The sequence below is a fragment of the Paenibacillus sp. JT22N12 genome (assembly GCF_056269365.1).
In genome coordinates this window covers 1,088,166-1,113,372 of sequence record NZ_JBWDNU010000001.1, presented here as the reverse complement: position 1 = coordinate 1,113,372, position 25,207 = coordinate 1,088,166, and the positions used below count along the sequence as shown (strand labels likewise).

Genomic DNA, 25,207 nt, shown 5'->3' with positions numbered 1-25,207 from the left:
GGGGATATTTATGTTTAAACGAAATCAGATCAAGGATCCGCTTGGCGACCGCATCTTCATGGGTTTCAACTATGTATTTCTGATTATTGTGCTGTTGGTCGTCTTTTACCCGCTGCTCTATATTGTCAGCTCTTCCTTCAGTTCCTCCCGGGCGGTCACATCGGGGCAGGTCTGGCTGTTTCCGGTCGATTTAAACTTCAAGGCGTATGTTTCTATTTTTAAAAGCTCGCAGCTGATGTTGGGTTTCTATAATACAATCATCTACACCGTCGTAGGGACTTTGATTAATGTGGTGCTGACCGTTATGCTGGCGTATCCCTTGGCCCGCAAGACGTTTTATGGCCGGAGCGCTATTATGATCCTTATGATGATCACGATGTTCTTCGACGGAGGTCTCATTCCGACCTACCTGCTCATGAAGGATATTCATCTGCTGGATACGCGATGGGCGATGTGGCTGCCTGGAGCACTGGCTGTATTCCAGGTCATCGTGGCCAGAACGTTCTTCCAGTCTTCGATTCCGGAGGAGCTGGGGGAGGCGGCGGAAGTGGATGGCTGCCGGGATACCCGGTTTTTGGTCAGCGTCGTTCTTCCGTTATCGAAGCCGATCCTGGCCGTCATGACCCTGATGTATGCGGTCGGCCACTGGAATGCTTACTTCGATGCGCTGATTTATCTGCGGTCCGAGAACTTGTTCCCGCTGCAATATGTGCTGCGCAATCTGCTGATCCTGAACGCCGCCGATCCGGCGATGTTGGCCAATACGAGCCAGCAAATCCGCGATCAGGGGTTCGAGCAGGTGCTCAAATATGCATTGATCGTTGTAGCCAGTATCCCTGTTCTCATCATGTACCCGTTCGTTCAAAGACATTTTGTCAAAGGGGTTATGGTGGGCTCCTTGAAAGGATAGAACATCCGTGGTATCCACCACGATCCACAAAAGCGGCTTGAGAGGAGGTGCGGGGAGCGCCGTGGATTTCGGGTTAGGGATTAATAGCGTACATTAACATGAGTGTATGCCGCGTTACAAGGTGAAACGGCTTCAGCCGTCCTTTGGCGGAGAAGCGCGTTTCATTTCGGCAAAGTATGGCGGAAATTTATACTTTCTTCTATTTTACAAAAGGAGGAGTCAGGTTTGAGAAAATCTTGGATTTCGATGCTGCTGGTAATCATGGCTGCGGTTTCGGTGCTCTCTGCTTGCAGTACATCAGAGGAGAAAAATACAGAAAGCAGCAGCGGAAGCGGAAGCGGGGAAAGCGCCGGCCCCGTAACGATGACCTTCTTTGCTCCGCAGGGCAAGGCCCCTATGGAAGACAACGACTTCACGAAATTTATCGAAGAGAAGTTTGACGTTAAGCTGAAATGGGATCTGGCTCCAACAGACGCTCTGCAGGATCGCAGGCAATTGCTGCTCGCGAGCGGTGACTATCCCGAAGTGTTCCTTCACGGCAAGTTCACAACCTCGGATCTCCAGACTTACGGGAAACAGGGAGTATTCCTCCCGCTGAACGATTTGATTGCCAAGTATGGACCGAACCTTACGAAGATAATGGAAGAGAAGCCGTATTTCAAAGAGGCAATCACCGCACCGGACGGCAACATCTATGCGCTGCCTATATTCAATGAATGCTACCACTGTACGTATGCGCAGAAATACTGGATCAACACAGAGTGGCTCGACAAGGTGGGCCTTGCAATGCCGACGACGACGGATGAGCTGTACACGGTGCTTAAGGCGTTCAAGGAAAAGGATCCGAACGGCAACGGCAAGGCGGATGAAATCCCGCTCACCGGCGCACCGAACAAATATGTATGGAACGGGAGTATCGATGCTTATTTGATGAATAGCTTCATCTATAATGACAACGATAAGTATTTGATCGTCAAGGACGGGAAAGTGGAGTTTGCTGCCAACCAGGAGGGTTGGAAGAAGGGTCTGGAATACATGAACAAGCTTTATGCGGCAGGTCTGGTCGATCCAGCTTCGTTCACGCAGAACGATCAGGCGGTCTCGCAGCTGGGCAGGAAGGAAGGCGATGAAATCGTCGGTTCCATTACAACGGCGCTCGTCAGCTATTTGGTCGATACGTATGACAAGAAGCTTACCCGCCATCAGCACTGGGACATTGTGCCTCCGCTGAAAGGGCCGGACGGCGTACAAACGACCGGCGTCACGCAAAGCGTAGGGGAATTCGAATTCGCGATCACCAACAAAGCTTCGGAAGAACAGCAGATAGCCGCAATTAAAATTGTCGATTACATGTTCAGCGAAGAAGGCGCCCTGTATGCGGAATATGGGCCAACGGAAGGGAAAGGCTGGAAATTAGCCAGTGCGGATGAGAAGAACATCAACGGCGAACCAGCCAAATACACGTACTATAATCTTCCGGAACGCGATCCGAACGTCATAGTCAACGAGAGCTGGTCGCAAATCGGAGCGCATGACTTGTCCAATACGTTCCGCAACTTGTTTGCAGAAGGACAGGATCCTTTATCGGCGGAAGGCTACGGCACGCGTCTGGCGCAAGCAACCAATGTCTACAAGCCGTTTGCTCCGCAAGAGACGTACCCTTCGAATGTATTTATTCGCCCGGAGGATACCGAATCGGCAGCGCAGCTGACCACGGCAGTGAAGGATTACGTGCAAACCAACATGGCTCAGTTCATTATCGGCAGCAAGAGCATCGAGAAGGATTGGGATGCGTATGTAAAAGGCTTCGACGGCTTGGGCCTTGGCAATTATCTTGATATCTATCAGCGTGCGATAGAGAAAACCCAGTAGTAACACAACGTTTGTTCACAAGGGCTGCTCTGCCTGTCAGACATGACGCGGAGCAGTCTTCTCCTTTGACAACCCCACTTCATCCTATATAATAAAATGGATCAAAATTAGCGGCCTGGTCAGAGGGTTGTCGTCTTACGAACAAACAGTGGTGGGGGGGCACTTCGGAGATGAACAACAATTGGTTTAGACGTTTGCTGCTATCTTATCTGCCTGTCTTTTTTATTGTGACAACGATTTTGTTTATTATCTTTTTCCAGGTATTCAATGAGCAGAACCGGAAAGAAGCGCTGAAGGCGAATGAGTTCCTGGCATCGCAGGTCATGCAATATTTGGATAATTCATTGCGCTCCATTGATTTTAAAGTGCTGCGCGAAATCTTGACGAATCCCAGCCTGAAGAACTATTTTGCGGTATCCGGCAGCCATGACGTTTACGCCGGCATTCAGGCTGTTCAGGTGATTGATGATTTAAAAATAGATTTTCCATTAATTGATTCGATTTATTTGGTGCGCTATAAGGACGACACGGTATTCAGCAACGGCAAGGGGGTCCCGATCGGGGAGTTTCCGGATGCGGCGTTCATCGGGGAGAGCCGTGCCGCGAACAGCCAGAAGTGGGCGGGGTCCAGAGAGTTCAAAGCCTTCGATGAGGCAGCGCAGCCGGCCAAGCATGTCATTACGCTGGTCCGCAGTGTGGGGAGCGGACAGGGTCTTATGGTGGTTAATGTCGACTTGCAGACGCTGCGCAAATCCATTATGCAGATGTACGATCCGGAATTTACATTCGTCAATGTATTCAACCGGTCCGGCGATAGTTTATGGGAGATTAATAGGACGGGCCGTGATAACGCAAGCCTTGCTTCAGGCGAAGTGTTCTCCGAATTCACATCAGGCTACAGCGGCTGGAAAGTAGAAACGGGTCTTAATAATGGCAAGATCATTAAATTTGCGCTGAGGTTTTATGATATTTGGTTTGCTTTTGCGGTGGCAGTCGTGTTCATCGGAGTGATATGGGTAATCTATGTGACCCGCAGAAACTACAAGCCGATAGAGCAGATTGTGACGCTGATCCAGACCGTCTCCTCCCAGACACAGCTGGGTCCTGTGAAGGAAAATGAGTTTCGTTTTATCCAAAACACGCTGGAGCGTATGATTGATCAAACGAGGCAATATCAGGAGGAATATGAAGAGAATCTGCTTTTGCAAAAAAAATATTTCTTCCAGGAGCTGCTGGAAGGCGCGCGGGAATTCGCCGACAGCGATTTGCAGTCGGAAATGAGGAAGTTCAACCTCCCGGAGCTTGCGGACAGGTGGACGGTGGCGGTGGTGGAGATTGACCGCTACCCGCAATTTGCAGCAGAGTACCATGAGCAGGACCAATCTCTGCTCAAGTTCGTACTGATCAGCATTCTGCAGGAAAACACGCGGCAGGAGGGGAATGAGGTATGGGCGGAATGGATTTCAGACCGCCGGCTGTATGCGATCCTGTGGCTTCCTGAAACGATGCAGCCGGAAGAGGTTGAACATAAGGTGCTTTCCGGGTATCTTGATAAGGTAGAGCAGTATCTCAATTTTACCGTCACGATCGGAATGGGTCAGGCTGCGACCGACCTGCGCGGTCTCAGGTCCTCCTTGAAGGGAGCGGTTCGCGCCCTTGATTATAAAGCGGTTCTGGGGGTGGGCCAAATCATCCGGTTCGCGGATGTGCCGGATTCCAAAAATGATGTCTACGAGCTCTTGAAGACGATCTCTCTCCTGGTACAGGCTATGCGGGTATCCGACGAAATCTGGGAGAAGCATTTTGACCGGTTGTTTGAACAAATCACGGCATCCGTGTTGTCCCGTCAGGAAATGATCAATACGGTTCAATTGTTGTTCCAGCAATATAAACGCGAGTTCGCGGAGCTGCCCCGCGAATATCTGGAGTTATGGACCGCGCTGCTCGGCCGCCTGCTTAACCAGCTGGACGATTGGGAAACCGCGGATGACCTCCGGCTGCTTTGCTGGGAAACGTTCCGGGAGCTGGCCCAGCAGATGCAGACGCTGCGCTATGCCAAGAAACATCGGACGCATATTTTGCGAATCCGCAAGTATGTCGAGGAAAACTATCATAATCCCGAGCTTTCACTGAACTACTTGAGCAATCTGTTTGATATCAATCCGAAATATTTGAGCAAGCTGTTCAAGGACGAGATCGGAGAGAAGTTCGTGGACCTGCTGATCACCCACCGCATCGAGAAGGCCAAGCAGTTGATGATGGAGACGGATAAGCCGATTCAGGAGATCAGCGAGGAAGTAGGCTACACGAATTACAACTCCTTCAATCGGGCGTTTAAGAATGTGGTCGGCATCGCTCCGAGCGATTACAGAAAGGCCATATAAAAGTCAAACCCATGGGGAGAGTCTGCAAGAGGATTACAAAAACGCTTCGATTCCCGCTCAGGCAAGGGATTAGTAGGAAAGCGGCGTCATAGGGAACCATTTGAGAAAGGGAGGAACGGATGATGAGTCAGAAGTTTATTGTGGGATATGCGGGCGACCGGGCGCTTCCTGACATCACGGCAGATGCAGCCGGGAAGCTGACCCATCTGAATGTCGCGTTCGGGCATGTGGAGCAGGATGAAATTCGCATTGGCCATCTGAAGCAACTTGACAGTCTGGACCGGTTGAAGGGCGATCATCCAAAGCTGCAGATTCTATTATCTGTCGGAGGCTGGAGCGCAGGCGGCTTCTCCGAAGCGGCCTCCACGCAGGAAGGCAGGGAGCGGATGGCCCGGTCGGCAATTGAGGTGCTGGAGCGAGGTTCTTTTGACGGAATCGACCTCGACTGGGAGTATCCGTGTTATGCCGTGGCCGGGATCGCGGCGTCCCCGAATGACAAAGTAAACTTTACGCTGCTATTGAAGGAAATCAGAGCGGCGCTCGACCGCAAAGCGGCTGAGGATGGCCGGCATTACTTGCTGACGATTGCTGCGGGGGCGGATCAGTATTACCTCGACGGCACGCAGATGGATCAAGTCCAGCAATATCTGGATTACGTGCAGCTCATGACCTATGATATGCGCGGCGGTTTCCAGACCTTGACGGGTCATCATACGAATCTGTATGCATCGACAGGGGATTTATTCCGGATCAGCGCGGATGCCTCCGTCCGCATGTTCGGGAAGGCGGGCGTCCCCCGTGGGAAATTGGTGATTGGAGCCGCGTTCTATTCCCGGATGTGGAAGGACGTTCCGAACCATAACTGCGGTCTGCATCAGATGACTGGCGGGCCGGGAGGATATGGTCCCGATTATACGAATCTGGCAGCGGACTATAGGAATAAGAACGGGTACACGCGCTATTGGGATGATGAGGCGAAAGCGCCGTACCTGTTTGACGGGAGTTCGTTTATCACGTATGAGGATGAGGAATCCATTCATCACAAATGCAGCTATGTCAACAATGAGGGGCTAGCCGGCATCATGTTCTGGGAATACGGATGCGACACGACGTTGACACTCCTGAACGCTATAAGCAAGGAATTCACGCGTGGCAACGAATCATGATCAACCCGCGCCGTTGCCGCCTGGCCGTGAGTAGTTCATACGAAAATATAATCTGGGAGCTGAGAAAATGAAAGTAGGCCTTAGCACGTATAGTTTGTTAAATGATTTGAAATCCGGCGAAATGACCGTTCTGGACGTCATCGACTGGATTGCCGGGAATGGCGGCGAGCATATGGAAATGGTTCCCTACGGGTACACGGTGGAGGATAATCCTGAACTGGCTGACGCCATTCGCGAGCGGGCAAAGTCTGCAGGCATTGAACTGTCCAACTACTCTCTGCCCGCGAATTTTGTTCAAGAGACAGAGGACGCTTTCGAAGCGGAAATGGCCCGGGTCAAACGGCATGTAGATGTGGTGCACCGGATGGGCATGACCCATATGCGCCATGACGTAACGGCATTTACGCTGCCGCAGGAGAAAATGACGATAGCCTGGTTCGAGGACAGCCTGCCCCTGATCGTCAAGGGGAGCCGGATCATTGCCGATTATGCCGCACAGTTCGGCATTACGACCACGATCGAAAATCACGGCTTCAGTGTACAGGCGAGCGACCGTGTCCAACGGGTTCTGCATGCGGTGGATCGCCCCAACTTCAAGACGACGCTCGATATCGGCAATTTCATGTGCGTGGATGAGAACCCGGTTATCGGAGTGATGAAGAATCTGCCGTATGCGTCTCTGGTTCATTTCAAAGATTTCTATTTCCGCCCCTACGACGAGCATCCGGGCGACGGGGAATGGTTCAGAACGGCCCATGGCAATTTCCTGCGCGGAGCAATCGTCGGGCACGGCGACATCCCGATCCGGAAAATTGTCAAGCTCGTCAAGGATTCCGGATATGACGGCAGCATTACAATAGAGTTCGAAGGCATGGAGGAATGCAAGGCAGCGTCCAAGATCGCCATGGACAACCTGCGGCGTTTTTGGGAGGAGGCATAGGGGAGTTTGAAAAGAAATTCCCCATGCTCAGGCAGCCAGCAAGCCCGGAATCTGAATCGGTTCCGGGCTTGCTGCCCCAAAGACAGCCGCTTTTATCGCCAATCTCCTCGCCCTTTACTTATTTAAAATAGAAATTTCTCCAAGCAGTTTCTTCAGGTTAATTGAATCCCACGGCATATGCTCCGTTATACCTAATCCAACTACATCTGTTTCTTCAGACCGTTCTTTAATCAGATTCATTAGTTGAGGCATTTGCATTGTTCCCGGAGGAGAAAGATCGTAAGGCGTTTCAGGGTAGTACGCACTTTATTGACAGGTATGAAAGGGGATTTGCAATTCCTTCTTAAACAGGTGACACTACGATAACAATTGATTGGTATTATACGTCCGGGAAGCGTCAAGCTCGTCCGTTTATTTAGCCTGCCTTGAATTGCGGTCAGACCGACAGCAAATTATGACTAAGCACTGAGGCGCCAATTATCGTTAAAGGAGGAGGGCGCTATCAACTCTTGGTTTTTGAGTCGAATTATCCGGGCAGGGGGGAAGCGGACAGAACGCGGACGGCTTTTTCGCAAAAATCTTGCGATCGTCCTGTTCATCTCCAGCCTGCCGATGGCGTTGATTGCCGTCAGCACGTACCTGATCAGCGCGAGACAAATCGAGCGGGAAGTCGATTATACGCACCAGCTGAGGCTGATCCAGACGGCGGAGCAGCTCAATGAGCAATTCTCTCAAGTGGAAATCATTGCGAACCAGTATGCGCAGCAGGATTTGTTTCAGAATCAGCTGAACGAGGATTCGTATAACGATAATTTTCGTCTGGCGCAAAATATGTTCGAGCTGCTTACGCGCCTCAACTCCGCCGACCGGATGATCAAGCGGGTTCAGCTGTACGTCAAACGGAACAACGCGCTGATCTCGCCCTATCAAGGCGCGATGGCCATTACGGATCGGCAGGAGCAGGAGAAGTATGCCGCGCTGCTGCGGTCCGGCGACGGGTTCTTCTGGAAATTCGGCGTTACTTCGGACCGCGGGGCTCCGCTGTCTTCGATGACGCTCATTCACAAGCTGCCGGTGATCAGCGCGAATCCGTACGGCGCGTTCATTATCGACCTTGACCCCGAGGAAATGAACAGCCTTCTGCGCGTATTAAATCCCGAGAATTCGGGAGCGGCATTTATCTTGAACGACAGCATGAATTGGGTCGCAAACGGCGCGTCGAAGGAGACGGAGATCAGTCCCCTTGCCGCCGCATTGCGGGAGGAGATTGCGAAGGGGAAAATAGGCGAAGCGTTCAAGTTCGACTGGGACGGTCAAAAATATGCAGTAGGGCAGTATGAGATGTCCAAGGTCGGCTTGACATTCGTGACGGCGACGCCGCTTAGTCTGCTGAGCCGGCCAATCATCATTACGTCCCGGCTGATGCTTGCTGCCAGCTTCTTCGGACTGGTCATCGCATTCCTGTTATCCTGGGTCGCGACGAATCAGCTGTACCGGCCGATCAGCAGGATCGTCGGACTGTTTCGCGGCAGGCGGATCGGAGCGGGACCGCACGACAGCCGGGACGAGCTTGCATTTATCGAGAAGCAGTGGCGGCATCTGACGTACGAGAGCCGGGAGTTCCAGACGCGGTTCGAGAACAGCCTGCCGGCGCTCCGCAATGCATTCTTGATTCAGTTCGTGGATGGGCATTATTATTCCATGTCCGAGCAGGAAATCCGGGAGCGGATGGAATCGTACGGTTGGGATGTCGATGGCAGGAGCTTTTCGTTCTCCACCATCGAGCTGTTCGACCTGGCCGGCCGGGAGAGCGGATTTTCCGAGGGGGACAAGCAGTCGGTGGCCTTCGCCGCGGCCAACATTGTGGAGGAGCTGGTGCGCAGCCGGGACGTGGAGGTGAGTGTCGTCAGCTTCCAGGGCATGCTGCTGGGCGTGTTTTTATCCTTCGCGTGCGACGGGGACAAGGAACGGACGAAGACGAAGCTTATGCAGCTTTCCGAAGACATCATCCACTATCTGCACACGATGCTGAAGGTGAATGTGACGATTGGCGCGGGGAAGCTGACCGACCAGCTGAAGTCGATTCCGGATTTGTACGCGCAGGCGAGGAAGGCGCACAGATACCGCGACCTGGAGGCGGTCAATCAGATTCTCGATTTGGATGGCTGGTCGGATATCGATTATGACGGTTTTACTTATCCGGTCACGGCCGAGAAGGAGATTTTGCAGGCCTTGCGGATGGGCGGAATTGAGGAAACGATGCGCCTGATCGAAGCGTTCATTGCGGAGCTTCATCATAATTCCACCAAGGAATTCTACGTACTGCAGGGGATGCATCAACTGCTGGGCAGCATTCACCATACGCTGATCCAATCCGGCTGCAATCTTCACGAGATTTACGGCGGCGTCAATCTGTACGAGGAGCTCGCCGGGCTGCGCAATTTGGGGGAGGTTCTGACATGGTGCCGCTCCAGGCTGATCGAGCCGTATATGCAGTGGGTCGAGGAGACGCAGGGCATCAAGCTGAAGCAGCTGGTGGAGAAGGTGGTCACGGTCATTCACCGCGATTATATGACGGACATTACGCTTGAGTCATGCGCCGATTTGCAGGGCACCTATATGAAAAAGCTGAGCCTCGGCTTCAAGCAGATTACGGGCATGAATTTTATCGATTATTTGACCAAGGTTCGCCTGGACAAGGCGAAGGAGCTGCTGCGGGAGACCGACAGCAAGATCCACGACATCGCCGAGCAGGTAGGCTACCAGCCGTCATATTTTACGCGCATCTTCAAAAAGTACGAAGGAAAGACGCCTGGCCAGTACCGCGGCGCGTTGGGACAATAAACGGATCACAACTAAAAACTGCGGGCTGGCTTGTGGGCAGCCTGCGGTTTTTTGTTTTATTGACCGTTCTCCCGCCGCGCCGGGAGCTGTCGGAAGCGGCTTGCCGCTCCATACCTGTTTTTCCGGCAATGGGACAAATATTCTGTTGGAATTGTAAAGGCGAAGAGGGGGTCAAAACCCGCATAACAGAGGGCTTCCCGGGCGTGAACGGCGGGGAAAATATGTCTCATTGCCGGAAACAGCGCCTCTGCTTACAATAAACCCGATGAAAGGAGGAGAGGTGCGATCAACGATTCAAATTCAATATCTAACGCAGCCGGGCAGGCTCAGCAAAGTCGGACGAGCCGGAAAATTGTCCTCAGCCGGATCGTTCGCGAACGGCAGCTGATTGTACTCGCTCTTCCGGGGCTGGCATTTATGATTCTGTTTAAATACGTGCCGCTGTGGGGCTTGATTATCGCCTTTATGGATTACTCGCCTTATTTGGGAATTCTGCACAGCGAGTGGGTGGGACTGGAGCATTTCCGGCGGTTTTTCGCGGACTCGGATTTTATCGTTCTGTTTCGGAACACGATGGGAATCAACCTGCTCAGTCTGATCTTCTTCTTCCCGCTGCCAATCGTCCTGTCGCTGCTGTTGAATGAAGTGCGGAACAACGTGTTCAAACGTATCGTGCAGTCAATTGTGTACCTTCCGCATTTTCTGTCATGGGTGATTATTGCCGGGCTGTGCTTCCTGCTGCTCGGTTCGGAGGGCGTGATCAACAGGCTGATCATGGCTTCAGGCATGCAGCCGGTCGACTTTCTGACCAATCCCAAGCTGTTCTGGGTCGTGCTTACGGCGCAATCGATATGGAAGGAAGCGGGATGGGGCACGATTATCTTCCTTGCGGCGATCGCGGGGATCGATCCGGGACTGTACGAGGCGGCGAAGATCGACGGCGCAGGCCGGCTGCGGCAGGCGTGGCATATTACGCTGCCGGCTATCCGCAATGTCATCGTCATCCTGTTCATCCTGCGGATAGGCCATATCATGGACGTCGGCTTCGAGCAGGTGTACCTGATGGCGAACGGAGCCGTCGCCGACGTGGCGGATGTATTCGATACGTATGTATACCGGCTGGGCATCCAGCAGAGCCAGTTCAGCTTCACATCGGCCGTCGGCATGTTCAAATCCGTGATCGGATTCATCTTGGTGATCGTCGCCAACAGCTTGTCCAAGCGTTTCGGGGAAGAGGGGGTGTACTAAGATGAGAGAGTTATGGGGAAGCAGGGCGTTCAACGCGGGCAATCTGATCGTGCTTGCCGTCCTTGCGGCGGTTACGATATTCCCGATCTATTACGTGTTCGTCATTTCCTTCGTCACTCCGGAGCAATATTACCGCGGCGGCCTTATCCTGTTTCCGGAGAGGTGGACGCTCGATTCCTACCGGTATCTGCTTTCGACCGGCGCTTTTGTCAGAGCGGCTGGAGTCAGCGCGTTTCTCGCGACTGCGGGGACGGCGTGCAGCCTGGTGGTGACCTCATCGTTTGCCTATGCGCTGTCCCGCAAGCGGATGCCGGGCAGAAAGGCGCTGCTGCTGCTCGTACTGCTGACCACGCTGCTCAATCCGGGCATCATTCCGCAATATTTGCTGGTCCGCGATCTTGGATTGGTGAACAGCCTGTGGTCGCTCATCATTCCTTCGCTCACCAGCGGTTGGTATATTTTCCTGATGAAAGGGTTCTTCGACAGCGTGCCGGCCAGTCTCGAAGAGGCGGCGAAAATCGACGGCAGCTCGGACATCGGCGTATGGGCGAGAATTATACTGCCGCTCTCGCTTCCGTCGATCGCCGCAGTCGGCCTGTTTTATGCGGTGGGCTACTGGAACACGTTTTTTAACGCGGTGCTGTATATCAACGACGCCGGCAAATACCCGCTGCAGGTGCTCCTCCAGAACATGCTGATCGACTCGTCTACGGCCATGGGAGGCGACGCGTCCGAGATGAGCCTGCAGAAGCGGATGCCCCCAGAAATGCTGAAGATGGCTGCCGTTATTGTGGCGACCGTGCCGATCCTGTTCGTCTATCCGTTCCTGCAGAAGCATTTTACCAAAGGCGTCATGCTGGGCTCGGTAAAGGAATAGCCCGCAAGCCTTTTATTATAAATGAGATTCAATACTAAGGAGGATATTCATGAAATTGATGGGAAAGAAATGGCTGCTTCCGCTTCTGGCGCTTGTGCTTGCGGCGGCGGGCTGCGGCAAGGAAGCTGCGAATGATGCAGCTTCCAGCACCACCGCTTCAGGTGCTGCTGCTTCGGATGCTCCGCAAGAGATCACCGAAATATCTGTCATGTCGCCGTACTATCAGCCTGAGCCGTTTACCGACGATAACGTGATCAAGAAGGAATACGAGAAGCGTACGAACATGAAGATGGACGTAACCCTCATTTCCAGCAACAATTACGAGGAGAAGGCCAACGTCACGCTGGCATCCGGAGACATTCCGGATCTGATGGTGCTGACGGACCCCTTCACCCCGAACGTGCTTACCATGATGGAGCAGGGCGCCTTCTGGGATCTTACGCCTTACATCAAGGACTACCCGAATCTGGCGGCTTACCCGCCCGACGTATGGAACAATACGAAGGTCAAGGGCAAGAACTACATGATCCCGCGGGTGCGCGCGCTGGACGGCGACAGCTTCCCGATCATCCGTCAGGATTGGCTGGACAAGCTCGGGCTGCCGGTGCCGCAGACGCTGGACGATTTTTATAACGTGATGAAGGCTTTCACGGAGAAGGACCCGGACGGCGACGGACAGAAGGATACGTACGGGTTTACGGGAAGCGTGGACTCGGATTCAATGGGCAACTTTGTCATCTTCCAGAACCTGTTCAACAACGCCAACGGCAAATGGAAGCTGGACGGCGACAAGCTCGTCGATACCGATCTGCTGCCGGGCACCCGCGATATGCTGGTGTACCTGAACAAGGCGTTCGCCGAGGGATTGATTCCGAAGGATTTTGCCATTATGAAGACGTCGCAGCACGAGGATCAATTGAAATCCAACAAGGCGGGCAGCTTCAACAACACGCTCAACAATATCAACAACATCGGGGTCGATCTGGTCAAGATAGCGCCTGATGCGCAATTGATGTCGCCGCTGTATATGATCAGCCCGAACGAAGCGAAAATGTCGATTCGGGGCACGGGGATGACCGGCGGACTGGTTATTCCGAAGAAGACCGTTTCCGAGGAGAAGCTGAAGAAGATACTGGCCATGCTGGACTACGGCTCTTCACCGGACGGGCTGATGCTGAAGAAGGGGCTGCTTGGCGTTCACATCAAGGAAGCCGAATGCGGATACGAGGATTTGCCGCAGAAGAAGACCGACAACTTTGGCGACATCGGACAAATTTTCAACGGATACGACAAGTACGGCCGTGTGCCTGCGGCGGGATCGTTCGTCACCTGCAAGCAGTATGCGGATATGCAGAAACTGATCGATGACCGCGAGCAGTACAGCATTGGCAGCCCTGCCGTCGGCTTGCAGAGCGAAACGTTTAATCAAGTGGGACCGGAGTTTATGAAGAAGATTCAGGACTTGAAAATCCAGGTCATCATGGGCAAGCAGCCGATCGAGGCATGGGACAAGCATGTGAATGAATTGAAGGCGGATGCCAGGTACCAGCAGATTATTACGGAAATGAATGCGGCTTATAACGAACGCTTCGCCAAATAAAGGCGCCTGCCGCGCTGCCTGCCGCTTGATGGTGCAGGCGGCTTGCGGCGGACGCCGCTTCATGGGGGACCAAGCGAATGAACATGACATTTCTGGGGACGGGCGCGGCCGAAGGCGCGCCGTCATACTTCTGCCGCTGCCAGTTGTGCAGCAGAATCAGGGAGGTGGGCGGCCCCAATATCCGCAGCCGTTCCTCGTTTCGCATCGATGCGCAGCATCAGATCGATTTTAGCCCGGATATTTTCTATCAGATGACCAAGCTCGGACTTGATGTGTTCGATTTGGAGCATCTGCTCGTCACGCATACCCATAAGGATCATTTTGACGTTGGGGAGATCATGTCCAAGCTGAACCGGATCGAGCATAACCATAAGCCGCTGCATATCTACTTGAGCGAGCCCGCGGCCGAGTGGAGCCGGAAATTGCTCGACGTGTACGGTCTGGACGCGGCTCCCGGCAGGTCGGACTGGGGCGGCCGCTTTATCGTTCACCCGCTTCGTTATTTCGAAAGCTATGAGGCCGGCAGGCTGAGGGTAACGACCGTGCCCGGCAATCATTACGCCATGGGCCGGAACGAAATGGCCATCAATTATCTCATTGCTCTGCCGGACGGCAGGAAGCTGCTGTATGCATCGGATACCGGCTGGTACACCGAGGAGACGTGGCGATTTCTTGAGGGAAAGTCGGTGGATTTGCTCATTATGGAGTGCACGTTCGGCAATCGCGAAGGATATCCGAAATATGCGGGCTCCCATCTGGACATTCCCAATTATGTGCTGATGCTTGAGCGCATGAAGGAGATCGGACTAGTGAACGAGCGGACGCCTGTATGGGCGACGCATATTAATACGGCCCATCAATTGCTGCACGACGAGATGCAGGAGGAATTCGACCGCACCGGTCACCGTGTCGTCGTTGCGTATGACGGGCTGTCCATCGACGAAGAGGGCGCTTGATGTGCAATATGAATCTCAATAAAGGCGGTTATCATTCATGGATATGCAATTGGCAGGTCAACAGCGCATTCTTCAATTAGAAGGCGCCTATAATGTGAGGGATCTCGGCGGATACAAGACGAAGGAAGGCAGGATGACCCGCTGGGGCTTGCTGTACAGAGCGGACGGCCTGCACGGGCTTAGCGAGAAAAGCCGGGAAAACCTCGTGAACAGAGGAGTCTCTACGGTCATTGACCTGAGGTATAGCAGCGAGCTGGCCGAGCAGCGGGACGTATTCGCTGATTCGGGAGATGCGGCCTATCATAATATCAGTCTGATTCATGCCGATCAGGGCGACTATCTGCGCGGCCTGGGAGAGCTCTATATCGATATTATTGAAGGCTCCGGGGAACCGATGCTTCGCGTATTCTCGCTCCTGGCCAGCTCCACCGGGAGCGGGGCGACTTTGTTTCACTGCAAGGCGGGCAAGGACCGCACCGGCATAGTCGCGGCTCTGCTGCTTGATCTGGCAGGCGTGCCGCACGAGATCATTGCGGAGGACTATGCCCTCACGGCTGTATGTCTCGCTCCCTTGATGGAGGAACTGCGCAAAGGCCGTCCAATGACAGTGAGCCCGGAACAGTACGAAATTCATCTCGGTTCTCCGCCAGACAATATGATCGTGCTGCTGAACCATATAAAGTCGGCCTACGGGGATGCCGAGGGCTACTTGCTGTCGATCGGTCTTAAGCCCGAACAGATTCAGGCGCTGAAGCAGCGGCTGGTTGAAGGCTGAAGACTTGCAGAAGGCCGGTGAAGAAGTTGCGGAAAAGTCGGCAGGGGAGTTGGAACATCGAGTGGAAGCCCCTGTCGACCGCATGTAATTGATCTTTCGCAGGGCTTATATAAAAAAGGAGAAGTGATATCAGATGGAAATGACAGTGATGACATTCAACCTGCGGACGAGTACGGCGAGCGACGGCGACCATGCCTGGGTCTACCGCTGTGACAAGGCAGCCCGAATGATTCGAGATCACGCTCCGGCCATCCTCGGGACGCAGGAAGCCCGCGCTCATATGCTCGAGGAGCTGCGGCTTGATGAATACGGCTGGGTCGGAACGGGACGCCGCGGGGGCAATGAGGACGAGCATTGCGCGATCTTCTATAAGAAGGACGAGCTCGAGCTCATCGAGCACCATACCTTCTGGCTGTCGGAGAATCCGGAAGTGGAATCCAGCAAAGGCTGGGACAGCTCACTGCCTCGCATCTGTACCTGGGCACATGTCCGTCATAAAGCGGATGGCACCGAATTCCTCGTGTTCAATACGCACCTGGATCACAAAGGCCGGACGGCAAGAGTGAAAGGGATCGAGCTGATCTGGAGCCGAATTCGCGAAATCCGCGCCAGGAAGCAGCTTCCAGCGATGCTGATGGGCGATTTCAATTCTACGCCGGATGAGCTCGTCGTGCAGATCATGCGCGGAGAAGTCCCTGCGGCGGACGGCATGGTAGAGATGAAGGACGTATATGCGGCCATAGACGGCCCGATCGGCACTTCGGCCAACCATCAATTCTCCGGTAATCTGGAGGGAGGCGTGATCGATTATATTTTCGTTACTCCCGAGGTGAAGGTGCTCTCCGCCGTGATTGACCGCCGCCGGATCGACGGCATGTTTCCTTCGGATCATTATCCGGTAACGGCGCGTCTGCAGATTACATGAATGGTATTTATTGTTAATTAATTTTTTTAAGCAGAATGCATCTTGCAGTCTCCTTGGTTTGTTTTTGGACCGGCAGCTAGTCAGCGCCTGGGACCATAAATCATACCAAGGGGCTTTTTTTTTCTCAAATCTTGTAGTCGTGCATAATAGAATGCTGCCTGCTCAGTAAATGGCGATCATGGTCAAATGCGGGGGAGCTGAGCTTTTCCAGGGTATGGCCCCCGTAGTCAGCTTGAGTTAGCCGCCGCATCCCCCGGTACGATTAATAAGGGAAACGAACGTTTTTAGGCCGCCGCTGAACTTTATTTTCGGCGGTAAAATGAACTTGACGGTAGGCAGGCTGAAGAATACCATGAGAGTGGGACATATTGGAAACCGTAGTTGCAGTGATAAATTTAGTTATGGGGAGGAGATGAACATGAAAAAGACCAGATCTTGGTTTTACAAAATGCTATTTTCGTACCTTCCTGCGTTTTTCTTGCTGTCTTGCGTATTGTTCTTGATCAGCTTTCTGGCAATTAGTGAAAATATTAAAAAAACGACAGTTAAATCCACTTATGTATTCAGCGAACAGGTTAGCCAGGTTTTGGAGAATTTTTTGCAGCCGATTGAAAGAATGGTGACTAAAGAAATATTGGTTGACACGACCTTCATCCAATATTTCAAAGATCACAAATATGGAACATATGAAAATTATGAAATTGTTCAAAAATTAAGAAGTCTTTCATTGGATTTTCCGGATATTGACTCCGTTTATGTTTTTCGTCAAGCCGACCATATGGTATTGAGTGAAAATATGTATTCGGATTTAAATCAGTTCGCTGACAAGGATTTCATCTTATTGCAGTTAAATCAGAATCTGACCGCTTCCTGGTCGGAGAAACGAATGTACTACGACCAGAAAGCAAGAAAATCCAGCGATGTCGTGTCACTGGTAAGAAAAGTTCCCTTTCTGACCGGAGATCAGGGGATCGTTGTCGTGAATATAAGCGTGAGTACGATTCGAAGCCTGGTTATGAATATGTCCAGCCACAATATCAATTTTGTCAATCTGTACGATAGAGCAGGAAATCTGATTTTCAGCACGGCGGTTGAACAAGGCAAGGAAGATACCGCCAAAGGCAAAGAAATCGTAAAAGTAAAATCCGATTTTACCAATTGGATAATAAGCAGTGGAATTAAAAACGCGGAAAGCTTTAGTTTCTTTTCGGGCTTTGCTTATTTTTGGGTCGCTACCTGCTTTTTAACGCTGCTGGTCGGCGTACTCTGGATTGTTTATGTGACCCGAAAAAACTACAAGCCTATCGAATCGATTATGAATCGGATCAATGAGTTCTTCCTCAATAAAAACTATGATATTTTTGGAAAAGGCAAACCGGACGAGATGAGATTTATCTCTATGGCCATCGATAATCTTCTGGAACAATCCAATATTTTTCAAAACCAATACGCCGAAGATCTTATTCACATACGCCGGCATCTCTTTATGGAGCTGATGAGCGGGCATCGCGCTTTTACACTTGAAGAATGGAAAACGAACATGAGACGGCTTGGGCAGGAGGAAAACTTTGATGAGGTATCCTTCGGCATATTAGAGATTGATAAATATCCAGAATTTTCAGTCCAGTATTCGGATCGGGACCAATATTTGCTTAAATTTGTCATTCAGAGCATGGTTAATGAAATGGCTCAGAATCATTTCATCTCTATATGGTGCGAGTGGATTACCCTTTCAAGGTTGGGCATTTTATATTTCTTGAACAATAAGCATGAACAATTTGAAGAGCAATTGAGCAGCTCCATCCCGCAAATGTGCGGCACAGCGATTGCCTGGGTCAATGATAATTTGGATTTTACGGTTACGATTGGCATGTCAGGCTACACTAACAATCTTGCTGATTTGCCCGGGCTGCTTGAAAAGGCATCGGATAATCTCAATTACAAAGCGATATTGGGGAATCAACGGGTTATTAACAGTTCGGATATTATTCTCAAACCCAAACAGGACATATTCACTCATTTACAGCTTGTCCATCAGATCGTCAAGGCTTATCGTATGGGTGAGGAATGGGACGCTTTATTCTTGCGTTTTTTTGAAGAAATGAAGATGGCCTTACTTTCGAATAAGGATATAACAAGCTTAATGAATTACTTCATCTTTTATTTGGACAAAGAAATGAATGCGGTTTCATTGGAGGTTCAGAGCATTTGGACAAAAACCGCGTTGTCTGATTTGACCTTAATGCTGCAGAAAGTTGAGATGCTCGATGAGCTTCAAACCCGTACCCATCAAATCATGAAAGCGTTCGAGATGGAGCTGCGTTCTCTGAGGGAAAGCAGGGCCAACTACCAACTGATTCACGAAGTTAAAAAATATATTGAAGAGTGTTATGCGAATCCCGATCTTTCCCTTGCGTACTTGAGCGATGAATTTAATATCAATGCCCGCGCTTTAAGCGAATTGTTTAAGAAAGAGTATGGGGAAAAATTCGTTGACTACCTGGTTCGAATTCGTTTGACTCGGGCTAAGGAGCTTCTGCAAAGTACGATGGAGCCCGTCCAGGATATCGCTGTAAAGGTTGGTTATGTGCATCCGTTTTCCTTTATTCGGGTATTTAAGAAAGTGGTTGGAGTGACTCCTGGTGATTTCCGCAAATAAGGCGAGCCGTATCCTTTGTCTATTGACATACGATGATGGACGCTGCCTTCACATTATACCGGTCAAAGCTCAATTTCGTCTGGAAATTAAGGACGTATTGGGCTTTTTTTCGTTGACGAGCGGTTTGCCTCCGGAGGATTCGCTGCTGCAGCTTATCATGCACCAACGGCATATGGACTGCTGTAATGGTGTATTACACATGAATTGTGTATCGTGTGGCTGGACACTTTTGAGGATTATTCATGAGGAACGATGCTGCCGGCGGGGCAAGCAGTGAGCGTCGTTATAAAATACTGTGCATTCAGCATAAATGTGGATCAGCACATGGTGCTGCCGGGCTGCATAAGGGTGCATGGCCGGAAACATGTTTATTGCATTTGAATGTTCGTATGTTTACATTGTAGATGCGTTCACACAAAATTCACAAATACAGAAAGGGACACTGAGCTCAGAGACGTTAACGATGTAGCAGATGAAGTCATTTAAGGAGGAAATTCAAGTGACAAAAGAGACTGCAGTGAAGAAAGGTATTATTGACTGTGATGTACATGTGTATCCCAAATCAAGAGAGGAATTGAATAAGTATTTGCCGCAGCCATGGCAGGACTGGTATCGTCCTCTGAGTCGCGCGTACGGCAACATTCAGGGAAACCGGAAGGATGCGGCGCCGCCTGGAGGCGGAGGAGCGGGCTCCGACCCCGATTTTTTGCGGGAGCAGCTTATAGACGAATACGATGTCGATTTTGCTATTTTGCTGCCCCGCGCTATGCTGAACAACCTCCCGGATCCCGACATGGCTTCGGCGGTAGCAGCAGCCTACAACGATTGGCTTGCCGACACGTGGCTGGACAAATACAATCATGACGGCAAATTTAAAGGCTCCTTATATATTGCCACTCAGGACCCCATCGGAGCTGCCAAAGAGATTGAGCGTTGGGCGGGACATCCGCATTTCGTGCAGGTCATGACTGATTCCGGCGCCCGCGCTCCGTTCGGTCAACGACAATATTATCCGATTTACGAAGCATGCGAGAAATACGGGTTCCCGCTGGCTATCCATCCCGGTACCGACGGAATGGGCATCAATCATCAGCCGACTCCGGGTCATCCCAGCCGGTATATTGAATTCCATACCTGTTTGTCTCTTGCGTTCCAGGCGCATTTGGTCAGCTTCTTGACCGAGGGAGTGTTTGTTAAATTTCCCAACTTCAAGATTGTACTCGTGGAAGGCGGAGTTTCCTGGCTGCCTCCATTGATGTGGAGACTGGATGCGGAATATAAAGGACTGCGTTACGAGGTGCCATGGCTCGAAAAACGTCCAAGCGAATTTTTACGGGATCATGTCCGATTGACAAGCCAACCGCTCGAACGTCCTGATAATGATAAGTATTTGCTGACGATGCTCGAAGCTATGGATGCCGAGCATATCCTGATGTTTGCCAGTGACTATCCTCACTGGGACTTTGATTCGCCCAGACGTGCTTTTCCGAAGCTGCCGGATGAACTGCAGCGGCGTATCTTCTTCGAGAACGCGAAGGCATTCTATAACTTATGAGTAAAGGAGCACTTGTTTATGGAACGTTTGGTGGTATGTAAAACAACTGAAATGGAGCCCGGTCAGCGGAAGATCGTCCAGGTTGGGGGGAGGTCTGTTGGCGTGTTCAACGCAAACGGCAGCTATTATGCCCTGCGCAACAGCTGCCCCCATCAAGGAGCGCCTTTATGCAAGGGCAGACTTACCGGGACGACTTTGCCATCTTTACCTGGCACCTACCGTTATGGGCGGGAGGGAGAAATACTCGCTTGCCCCTGGCATGGATGGGAATTTGATGTAACAACGGGCAAATCGCTCTTCAACCCCCACAAGTGTCTGGTAAAGAGTTATGATGTGGCGGTCGAGCCATTAGAGGAGAGTCTCGAAACCTACCCGGTAGCCATAGAAGAAGGTTTGGTCGTTCTATATGCGTAGCCGTCAAGCTTAAGGAGGAATTCAGGTGTCAAAACCTTGGGCGATCACTCGCGAAAACGGGAAATTAAGACATAAGAATGCCGCAAATTCAAGGCTTGCTGTATTCATTAAAGAATGCCGGAAATCGAAGCTTCTGCTCTTGTTTTTATTGCCGGCGTTTGTCTGGTATTTCATTTTTTACTACATTCCTATGTATGGCCTGACGATCGCATTCAAGGACTTTCAAATTATGGATGGTATATTGGGAAGCCCATGGATCGGTTTTGAGAATTTCAATCAGATGTTCCACACTTACGAATTTATAAGAGTATTGAGAAATACGCTGATTATCAGCGGTTTGAAGCTCCTATTCGTTTACACGTCCGGCATCATTCTGGCTCTTGTATTAAATGAGATATTTCATGACAAGTTTAAGAGAATCGTCCAAACGATCAGTTATCTGCCTCACTTTCTATCATGGGTGATTATCGGAAGCATCATGATTGAGCTGTTATCTCCCGTCAGCGGACTTGTGAACAATATCATTAAGGCGCTGGGCGGCAAGGCGATCTACTTTTTGGCCGATCCTAATTGGTTCATACCCGTACTGATCGTCTCGGATATTTGGCAAAGCGTCGGATGGGGCTCCATTATTTATCTGGCAGCTATTACTGGCGTGGATCCGCAAATTTATGAATCGGCAACCATAGACGGAGCGGGCAGGTTCACGAAAATCTGGCGTATTACGCTGCCTTCGATTACGAATGTCATTATTATTATGATGATATTCAATATTGGCAACCTGATGAATGCCGGCTTTGACCAGATTTTCAATCTGTATAATCCGAGAGTATATGAGGTCGGCGACATTATTGACACTTACGTATACCGCGTGGGCCTTACACAAATGAATTACAGCTTTTCCACGGCTGTGGGTTTATTCAAGAATGCGATCGGCTTAGCGCTGGTTCTCCTGGTGAATCGGGTCGCGAACAGATTCGGCCAAACCGGATTATGGTAGGAGGTGACGGAAATGCCCGTCGAAAGAAGAAAGCGCTTCACCGTGTTTGATTATTTCAACTACACAGCGCTTATCTTATTATGCGTTTCAATCATTTATCCGGTCGTTTACTTGATTTGCTTGTCGTTAAGTACCCGAGAAGGGTTGGCCGCAGGCGGGACCAGCGCCACTGTATTATTGTGGCCGCAGGGATTTACTCCGGAGGCGTACACGGCCTTTTTCAAGACAACCTTTATTTATACCGGTTATTTCTATACGATTTGCCGAACCGTAATCGGCACGGTTGCAGGCGTATTTTTAATGGCGTTGACAGCATATGCGCTTTCAAAAAAAATACCATTAAAAAAAACGTTCACCTTTTATTTCATTTTTACGATGTTTTTTACAGGCGGCTTGATCCCTACCTTTATCTTGATTAAAAGTTTGGGGTTATTGGATAACCCGCTGGTTTATATTCTGGCTCCTCCATTTTTATTCAACTCCTTCTTCATTCTGATTCTGCGGAACTTTTTTATGACGATTCCCGAGAGTCTGGATGAATCGGCCAAGATGGACGGGGCAAGTGATTGGAAAACCTTCTTTTATATTATTGTCCCCCTGTCGGGGCCGGCGATCGCGACAATCAGCCTATGGGTGGCCGTTGCGCATTGGAATTCATGGTTTGATTCATTGATCTATGTTCAGTCACTGGATAAACAAGTGATTCAGGTTCTGATTAGAAAGCTCGTTATTGAACAAAGCCAGATGCTGATGGCCAGCACAATCGGATTCGCCAATATGGATAGTGTTCCCACCGCAGAGAGCATCAAGGCGGCAGGGATCCTGATCACGATGATTCCCATAGTGTGTGTCTATCCGTTTATCCAAAAATACTTTGTCAAAGGAGTGGTTATGGGAGCGGTTAAGGGCTGACTCACACGACGATTTATAGGAGCAATTTGAATCGTAAAGAATATTGGGAGGTTAAAGGATGACATGGAAAAAGAGACCAATGACGGCAGCCTTGATTGTGTGCCTGCTTGCCGCAATGCTTGCGGGCTGTACGGGCAATCAGCAAAATCAGGAGGAGAACAACACCCCAAAAGCAGATACAGCCACGGATAGCACGGACCCCTTTTCCTTATCGGCCGACAATAAAATGATCGCAGATGCGCTTGCCAAGGTGGAGACGCCTGAATACTTTAAGAACACGCCTACGTACGAGTATACCGTTCAATTTCCGACATCTCCGGAGAAGGAGGGATCGTTTGGCCAGCAATATTTTGAAAAGAAGTTTAACGTCAAGCTCAAATTTGTCCCGCTTGACAGTACGAATCGGAATGAGCAGTTAAATACGATGTTTGCCACCGGCACGATTCCCGACTTCTTATCCTATATCCCATTGTTGAATGTAAGCGAGTACGCCAACCAAGGTCTCCTGGCGGAAGTTCCCATGGATATGATTGAGAAAAATATGCCGAACTATTATCCTCAAATCGAGAAGGCTGATTTATTTCAAAGCGTCCAGATCGATGGTAAAAACATGGCCCTGCCCTTCTACGCAGCCAAAGGCGGAGTACCGCTCACTGCAAACATTCGGGCAGACTGGTTAACGAACGTAGGAATCAATAAGGTCCCGCAAACGTTGGATGAGCTTGAAGAAGCCTTCAAACGATTCAGAAACGATGATCCCGATAAGAACGGCAAGAAGGACACCTATGCGCTGTCGAATGCAAGCACTGAAGACGGCGAAATCTGGTTTCAATCCATCTTCGGCGCCTACGGAACCAATCCGTTCCTCTGGGTTGAGCGTGACGGCAAGCTGCAGTTTGGTTTCACAACTAATGAAACCAAAGAAGCCTTGAAGAAGCTTCATAGCTGGTATGAGATGGAACTGATTTCGCCGGAATTTATTACCGATAACGCAAGAAGCACAGAAGTTGAAGACCTGGCGACCAAGTTCTCTGAAGGCAAGATCGGATATATGGATAACCTTGGCTTTGAGGACAGCCAATGGGATAATGACGGCCATATTAACTACAGATGGGTCAAAAATAGTCCGGAGTGGCAAAAGTTCTTTGAGGATAATAAGAACAATCCGGACACTATGTATGCGACTAAGCTGTTCACCGACTTTAATGATCAAGTGCCCCAGCCGATTTATATTAACTTGCCGTCATTAACAGGGCCAAACGGAGCCAAAGGTTTTTATCGTTCCGGTTTTCAGGGCAGTCCAATGGTGTTTGGAAAACAAATGGAGAAGGATCCTGAGAAGCTGGCCAAATTGCTAAGAATCGTCGATTATATTACAAGCGATGAAGAAGCCTATCTATACCTTAGTTACGGGATTGACGGATTGGAGTGGAAAAGCGACGAGAAGGGACGAAGGCTGCTGAATCCGGATTGGGTCAAGCATGCTTTGTATGATCCCGGTTACAAGAAATTAGGAGATTGGATCTTGAATCCTGTACAGAATACGAATCCGGAATTTTTCAGCGTTATTGGCGGACCGCGCGCAGACCAGCGCTATAAGCTAACCATGGATGTTATCAATACTTTTCCTTCCTATGAAAATAAGTTAGGAATTGTGCTGCCATCTGCGGCCAAATATTCAGAGATTACCGATACCCGGATTAAGGAATATGTGGTGAAGGCTATAGCCGGCGATATCGATATTGACGGCACATTCAACGATGCCGTGAATCGTTGGTATAAGGATGGAGGAGATCAACTAACCAAAGAAGCAAACGATTGGTTACAGAGCGTCAAATAATTTGTCACGAAAGAGAGTGAATGAGCGCATAAAGGGCAAGCAAACAACAATTGAGCAGCCAAACTTGGCGGATAGGGAATTGGAAAGGATAGGAGATCGTGGTTTGGATCATACATTATAGATAGTCAGGCAGCCTGATCCATATTGGATCAGGCTGCCTATTTGGGTCGGATACAATTCATTTTCTCTTCGAGAAATGCATCCCCGTAAGACCAAATTATCTTGATAATCATATATTATATTGGGTATTTCCCGTATAATAATATATGATTATTGTTGAAAAATCTTTTTTCATACTTTAGTTTTGCATAAAATTACTGCATATGAGTA

18 protein-coding genes and 1 pseudogene are annotated in these 25,207 nt (G+C 50.4%); 18 read left to right on the top strand and 1 reads right to left on the bottom strand.

Going from position 1 to position 25,207, the window contains the following annotated elements:
- The first annotated feature begins 10 nt into the window (after positions 1–10).
- From AC0YOA_RS04590 to AC0YOA_RS04570, 5 genes are all read left to right on the top strand, one after another.
- Positions 11–910 carry a carbohydrate ABC transporter permease gene (locus AC0YOA_RS04590; protein ID WP_475785605.1) on the top strand — a complete coding sequence of 300 codons (900 nt, stop codon included), beginning with the start codon at positions 11–13 and terminating at the stop codon, positions 908–910.
- Positions 911–1,135: 225 nt separating this feature from the next.
- Positions 1,136–2,782 (top strand): type 2 periplasmic-binding domain-containing protein, encoded by a 1,647-nt coding sequence (locus AC0YOA_RS04585; protein WP_475785604.1) that lies wholly within the window; start codon positions 1,136–1,138, stop codon positions 2,780–2,782.
- A 170-nt stretch (positions 2,783–2,952) separates the two neighbouring features.
- Positions 2,953–5,166 carry a helix-turn-helix domain-containing protein gene (locus AC0YOA_RS04580; protein WP_475785603.1) on the top strand — a complete coding sequence of 738 codons (2,214 nt, stop codon included), beginning with the start codon at positions 2,953–2,955 and terminating at the stop codon, positions 5,164–5,166.
- Positions 5,167–5,288: 122 nt separating this feature from the next.
- Positions 5,289–6,332, top strand: a complete 1,044-nt coding sequence (locus AC0YOA_RS04575) for a glycoside hydrolase family 18 protein (RefSeq protein WP_475785804.1) — start codon at positions 5,289–5,291, stop codon at positions 6,330–6,332.
- 67 nt (positions 6,333–6,399) lie between these two features.
- A complete protein-coding gene (locus AC0YOA_RS04570; protein ID WP_475785602.1) occupies positions 6,400–7,272 on the top strand; it encodes a sugar phosphate isomerase/epimerase family protein in 873 nt (290 codons plus the stop codon).
- A gap of 114 nt (positions 7,273–7,386) precedes the next feature.
- Here AC0YOA_RS04570 and AC0YOA_RS04565 read toward each other — a convergent pair.
- A pseudogene (locus AC0YOA_RS04565) lies at positions 7,387–7,566 on the bottom strand (arginase family protein); the annotation flags it as partial.
- A gap of 222 nt (positions 7,567–7,788) precedes the next feature.
- Here AC0YOA_RS04565 and AC0YOA_RS04560 point away from each other — a divergent pair.
- The 13 genes from AC0YOA_RS04560 to AC0YOA_RS04500 all read left to right on the top strand — a co-directional run bounded on the left by AC0YOA_RS04560 (position 7,789) and on the right by AC0YOA_RS04500 (position 24,877).
- Complete coding sequence (locus tag AC0YOA_RS04560) at positions 7,789–10,116, top strand: helix-turn-helix domain-containing protein (protein WP_475785601.1); 2,328 nt, start codon at positions 7,789–7,791, stop codon at positions 10,114–10,116.
- 417 nt (positions 10,117–10,533) lie between these two features.
- Positions 10,534–11,364, top strand: coding sequence for an ABC transporter permease (locus tag AC0YOA_RS04555; protein WP_210039489.1), 831 nt, complete (start codon positions 10,534–10,536; stop codon positions 11,362–11,364).
- 1 nt (position 11,365) lies between these two features.
- Complete coding sequence (locus AC0YOA_RS04550; protein WP_475785600.1) at positions 11,366–12,241, top strand: carbohydrate ABC transporter permease; 876 nt, start codon at positions 11,366–11,368, stop codon at positions 12,239–12,241.
- Positions 12,242–12,290: 49 nt separating this feature from the next.
- Positions 12,291–13,841, top strand: a complete 1,551-nt coding sequence (locus AC0YOA_RS04545; RefSeq protein ID WP_475785599.1) for an extracellular solute-binding protein — start codon at positions 12,291–12,293, stop codon at positions 13,839–13,841.
- Positions 13,842–13,918: 77 nt separating this feature from the next.
- A complete protein-coding gene (locus tag AC0YOA_RS04540) occupies positions 13,919–14,797 on the top strand; it encodes an MBL fold metallo-hydrolase (RefSeq protein WP_475785598.1) in 879 nt (292 codons plus the stop codon).
- Positions 14,798–14,834: 37 nt separating this feature from the next.
- Positions 14,835–15,572, top strand: a complete 738-nt coding sequence (locus tag AC0YOA_RS04535) for a tyrosine-protein phosphatase (protein ID WP_475785597.1) — start codon at positions 14,835–14,837, stop codon at positions 15,570–15,572.
- Positions 15,573–15,705: 133 nt separating this feature from the next.
- The gene (locus AC0YOA_RS04530; protein WP_475785596.1) at positions 15,706–16,497 is read left to right on the top strand and encodes an endonuclease/exonuclease/phosphatase family protein; all 792 of its coding nucleotides are present in this window, start codon (positions 15,706–15,708) and stop codon (positions 16,495–16,497) included.
- Between the two features lie 418 nt (positions 16,498–16,915).
- Complete coding sequence (locus tag AC0YOA_RS04525; RefSeq protein ID WP_475785595.1) at positions 16,916–19,156, top strand: helix-turn-helix domain-containing protein; 2,241 nt, start codon at positions 16,916–16,918, stop codon at positions 19,154–19,156.
- Between the two features lie 499 nt (positions 19,157–19,655).
- Positions 19,656–20,711 (top strand): amidohydrolase family protein, encoded by a 1,056-nt coding sequence (locus AC0YOA_RS04520; RefSeq protein WP_475785594.1) that lies wholly within the window; start codon positions 19,656–19,658, stop codon positions 20,709–20,711.
- Positions 20,712–20,729: 18 nt separating this feature from the next.
- Entirely contained in the window at positions 20,730–21,125 is a 396-nt protein-coding gene (locus tag AC0YOA_RS04515) for a Rieske (2Fe-2S) protein (RefSeq protein ID WP_475785593.1), read from the top strand.
- Positions 21,126–21,150: 25 nt separating this feature from the next.
- Positions 21,151–22,125, top strand: coding sequence for an ABC transporter permease (locus AC0YOA_RS04510; protein WP_475785592.1), 975 nt, complete (start codon positions 21,151–21,153; stop codon positions 22,123–22,125).
- A gap of 12 nt (positions 22,126–22,137) precedes the next feature.
- Positions 22,138–23,037 carry a carbohydrate ABC transporter permease gene (locus AC0YOA_RS04505; protein WP_475785591.1) on the top strand — a complete coding sequence of 300 codons (900 nt, stop codon included), beginning with the start codon at positions 22,138–22,140 and terminating at the stop codon, positions 23,035–23,037.
- Positions 23,038–23,095: 58 nt separating this feature from the next.
- Entirely contained in the window at positions 23,096–24,877 is a 1,782-nt protein-coding gene (locus AC0YOA_RS04500; protein ID WP_475785590.1) for an extracellular solute-binding protein, read from the top strand.
- Positions 24,878–25,207 lie beyond the last annotated feature (330 nt).

Excerpts from the sequence above, each read along its gene's own strand:
- AC0YOA_RS04590 (WP_475785605.1), top strand. The coding sequence starts at position 11 with ATGTTTAAACGAAATCAGATCAAGGATCCGCTTGGCGACCGCATCTTC.
- AC0YOA_RS04580 (WP_475785603.1), top strand. The coding sequence starts at position 2,953 with ATGAACAACAATTGGTTTAGACGTTTGCTGCTATCTTATCTGCCTGTC.
- AC0YOA_RS04575 (WP_475785804.1), top strand. The coding sequence starts at position 5,289 with ATGAGTCAGAAGTTTATTGTGGGATATGCGGGCGACCGGGCGCTTCCT.
- AC0YOA_RS04570 (WP_475785602.1), top strand. The coding sequence starts at position 6,400 with ATGAAAGTAGGCCTTAGCACGTATAGTTTGTTAAATGATTTGAAATCC.
- AC0YOA_RS04555 (WP_210039489.1), top strand. The coding sequence starts at position 10,534 with ATGATTCTGTTTAAATACGTGCCGCTGTGGGGCTTGATTATCGCCTTT.
- AC0YOA_RS04550 (WP_475785600.1), top strand. The coding sequence starts at position 11,366 with ATGAGAGAGTTATGGGGAAGCAGGGCGTTCAACGCGGGCAATCTGATC.
- AC0YOA_RS04545 (WP_475785599.1), top strand. The coding sequence starts at position 12,291 with ATGAAATTGATGGGAAAGAAATGGCTGCTTCCGCTTCTGGCGCTTGTG.
- AC0YOA_RS04540 (WP_475785598.1), top strand. The coding sequence starts at position 13,919 with ATGAACATGACATTTCTGGGGACGGGCGCGGCCGAAGGCGCGCCGTCA.
- AC0YOA_RS04535 (WP_475785597.1), top strand. The coding sequence starts at position 14,835 with ATGGATATGCAATTGGCAGGTCAACAGCGCATTCTTCAATTAGAAGGC.
- AC0YOA_RS04530 (WP_475785596.1), top strand. The coding sequence starts at position 15,706 with ATGGAAATGACAGTGATGACATTCAACCTGCGGACGAGTACGGCGAGC.
- AC0YOA_RS04525 (WP_475785595.1), top strand. The coding sequence starts at position 16,916 with ATGAAAAAGACCAGATCTTGGTTTTACAAAATGCTATTTTCGTACCTT.
- AC0YOA_RS04515 (WP_475785593.1), top strand. The coding sequence starts at position 20,730 with ATGGAACGTTTGGTGGTATGTAAAACAACTGAAATGGAGCCCGGTCAG.
- AC0YOA_RS04505 (WP_475785591.1), top strand. The coding sequence starts at position 22,138 with ATGCCCGTCGAAAGAAGAAAGCGCTTCACCGTGTTTGATTATTTCAAC.
- AC0YOA_RS04500 (WP_475785590.1), top strand. The coding sequence starts at position 23,096 with ATGACATGGAAAAAGAGACCAATGACGGCAGCCTTGATTGTGTGCCTG.